Below are 3,318 nucleotides of genomic sequence, written 5' to 3'. Positions count from 1 at the left end.
CCCACTCGGTAACCGACCCCCCCCCCCCACCCCCGTGGATTTTGTTGCTATCCCCGCCCCCCCGGGCGGGGTGCCGCCACTTGACGATCGACTCCCGCACCCGATCAGCCACTGTGGTTGCGATCCTCGCCAGCCCCGGAGGGCTGGCGCCACGTGGTCACCGCGTTGGTCAGCGACTGGATCGTGCCCTGGTTGCGATCCTCGCCAGCCCCGGAGGGCTGGCGCCACCGCGGTCGCCATCACGCAGGAGCGTGCAGCATGAGCAAGTTGCGATCCTCGCCAGCCCCGGAGGGCTGGCGCCACTCCAGCACCCCGATGCCGGCCAACACCGCCGCGAGGGTTGCGATCCTCGCCAGCCCCGGAGGGCTGGCGCCACTGATCCGCGCGCGGCGGCACCGCCGGAACACCTCGGGGTTGCGATCCTCGCCAGCCCCGGAGGGCTGGCGCCACGCCTTGCCCAGCACGCCCTGGATGGTGCCGGAGGTGTTGCGATCCTCGCCAGCCCCGGAGGGCTGGCGCCACCCTGCGCGAGCAGGGGCGACTGCTTGGCCGAGCGTACCGCGTCGCCTGGTTGTGACTGAAACGCGCGGGATTCGCTTAAGAACCTCTCGGCGTGTCGCCCGACGCTCCCGGTTCCGAAGTGAGGGAAGCGCCCACGTGTGTCGGTGTCGCTCGCTACCGTGGCGCATCTTCACCAAAGGTGCGGTGGTCGCGAGGAGTTGGAGGTACGGATGTGGGCGCATAGCGGCGACGGTCACGGCCGGTGGCATCGACTCTCTGCGCATGCTCGCTCGACGGCGTCGTTGTCCGCGCGGTTCGCGCGTGAGTTCGGCGCCGAAGATCTTGGCTACGCACTGGGCCTTTTTCACGACGCGGGCAAGGCTGCTCCCTGTTGGCAGGAAGGTTTGGCGGGCGTCGCCGACACCGGGGAAGCCGTCGGAGTGCCGCACAAGGAGGCCGGTGCGGGTTGGTTGGCCGGCTCGATCGGCCCTGTGGCGCTCGCGATCCTGGGACACCACGGTGGTCTGACCTCAGCTGGGGAGTTGAGCGATAAGCTCGAGGCCCTCAATGCAGGCGCGTTCGGCGACCTGGACAAGATTCAGATCGAGTTCTTGCGCGAGGTGCCCGAAGCCCAGGAAGTCCTGCAGCACCGGGGTCTTGTACCTCAGCTCTGGCGGCAGGATCCCTTGCTCTGCGAACTGGGTATCCGTATGGCCTTCTCCGCGCTGGTCGATGCCGATCACCTCGACACCGCTGCGCACTTCGCCGGCTGGGACGCGCCGCGGGTGCGCGCGGAGGCCGATATGGTCGAGCTGGCGACCCTGTTCGAGCAGCAACGGCAACGCATGCTCACAGCGCGCCGCGAGTCCGGTACGTCCCCGATCGACGCGATCCGGGAAACCGTGTATCAGAGGGCCATCGAGCACACGTTGGGGCCGACCGGCATCTACCGGATGCCCGCTCCGACCGGAGTTGGCAAAACCCTCGCCGCAGCCGGTTTCGGCCTCCGACACGCCGCACAGCACGGCAAGCGCCGTGTGATCGTGGCGGTCCCGTTCATCACGGTGACCGAGCAGAACGCCGGGGTGTATCGCGGGCTGCTCGGCAACGACAACGTACTCGAACACCACTCGGCGGTGACCGCCTCCGACGACAGCAAGCAACAGATCCGCCAGCGCACGCTCGCCGAAAATTGGGACAGTCCCGTCGTGGTCACCACCACCGTGCAACTGTTCCACTCGTTGTTCGGCCGGAAACCAATGGAGATGCGGAAGGTCCACCGCCTGGCCAACTCGGTCATCGTCCTCGACGAAGTCCAGGCGCTGCCCTTGCGCGTGCTCATCCCCGTCCTCAACGCACTGCGGATGCTCTCCGAACACTTCAACACGACCGTACTGCTGACCTCCGCGACCCAACCGTCCTTCGAACATCTTGGACAGTGGGCGGATCTCAAAGTCACCGACATCGTCGACGACCCCGTTTCGCTGTATCGGAATCTACGTCGAGTCGACTACGAATGGTGGCTGGCCCCGCGGCCCGGCCTCCTGGAAGTCGCGGACCACGCTGCAAAGCACGAGCAGGTCCTGGTCGTCGTTAACACGATCGCCGATGCACGCACGATCTATCAGCACTGGGCAGAATCCGATCCCGACTCAGTCTGGCACTTGTCGACACGGATGTGTCCCGCGCACCGGCGCACCGTGCTCGCCACCGTCCGCAAGCGTCTCGCCCGCGGCGAACACGTCCGGCTCGTCTCCACGCAGCTGATCGAGGCAGGTGTGGACATCGACCTCCCCACCGTCTACCGAGCGATGGCGCCCGCGGAAGCACTGCAGCAGGCAGCTGGTCGAGCCAACCGAGAAGGCCGACTCGAAGGCAACGGCAAGGTCGTGGTGTTCGACGCCCACGACATGTCCAGCCCATGCGGCTACCGGACAGGCACCGACGTGACACGCCAGCACTTCGGCCCCAGTGACGAGGGCACCACCGACCCCGACAATCTCACAGCCCTCTGCGACTACTACCGCGACCTCTACCGGGCATCCGACACCGAAAACGGTGCACGAAACCGAGCCATCCAAGAAAACCGCGCCAAACTCGACTACATCGCGGTCACCAACGGGCCGTTTCACACAACACCACACTCGGGCTCGAAACGAGACCCGAACCGGGCGTTCCGAATGCTCGACGACGACACCGTCCCCGTCATCGTTGCCGACTACGACGACAAGGCCGCGACTCTGCTCGACCGATTGAAACGCGCTCCAGAACAAGCCGGACAACTCATTCGCGCCCTGCAGCCCTACATCGTCGCATTACCACAACGAGTCCTTAAAGACGACGCGGTATCCGCGATGTGCGAACCGATCGTCGGCGACCTGCACGCATGGAACGGAGACTACAACCCCGCATACGGCATCGACACCTCCAACCTCATCAACGAAGAAGTCTGGTGACCACGACCGACCCACGACAGGACCGTTCGCATCCGATCCACCGCTTCGGAACCGGGAGCGTGGGGCGACACGCCGAGAGATTCTCAACCAGATCCCGGGTGTTTCGGTTACGAACCGATACCTAGATACGATGCCGAAAGCAGTAACACCTGATCAGGCAAGGTGGCGCCAGCCCTCCGGGGCTGGCGAGGATCGCAACTTCCAACCACCCCCCCAAGTGCGCATCGTTGAGAGTGGCGCCAGCCCTCCGGGGCTGGCGAGGATCGCAAACACGCCGGGCAAGGCGGCGGCGCGGCGGGGCACCGCCCCGTGGCGGCCGCCCACCCCCGCGGGGCGCGCGGCCCACCACCAGACGCTGTGG

General features: G+C 66.3%; 1 protein-coding gene and 1 CRISPR repeat array. The gene reads left to right on the top strand.

The genetic code is table 11. The features are described from left to right. Positions 1 to 116: 116 nt before the first annotated feature. Positions 117 to 522: a CRISPR direct-repeat array (repeat unit 37 nt; unit sequence GTTGCGATCCTCGCCAGCCCCGGAGGGCTGGCGCCAC). 209 nt (positions 523 to 731) lie between these two features. Then, positions 732 to 2,957, top strand: coding sequence for a CRISPR-associated helicase Cas3' (cas3, locus tag ABTZ89_RS37285; RefSeq protein ID WP_351053887.1), 2,226 nt, complete (start codon positions 732 to 734; stop codon positions 2,955 to 2,957). Positions 2,958 to 3,318 lie beyond the last annotated feature (361 nt).

Source organism: Saccharopolyspora sp. NPDC002686 (assembly GCF_040295745.1).
Taxonomy (GTDB): domain Bacteria; phylum Actinomycetota; class Actinomycetes; order Mycobacteriales; family Pseudonocardiaceae; genus Saccharopolyspora; species Saccharopolyspora oryzae.
Note: the sequence above shows the minus strand (reverse complement) of the source record. Positions and strands in the feature narration are given on the sequence as shown.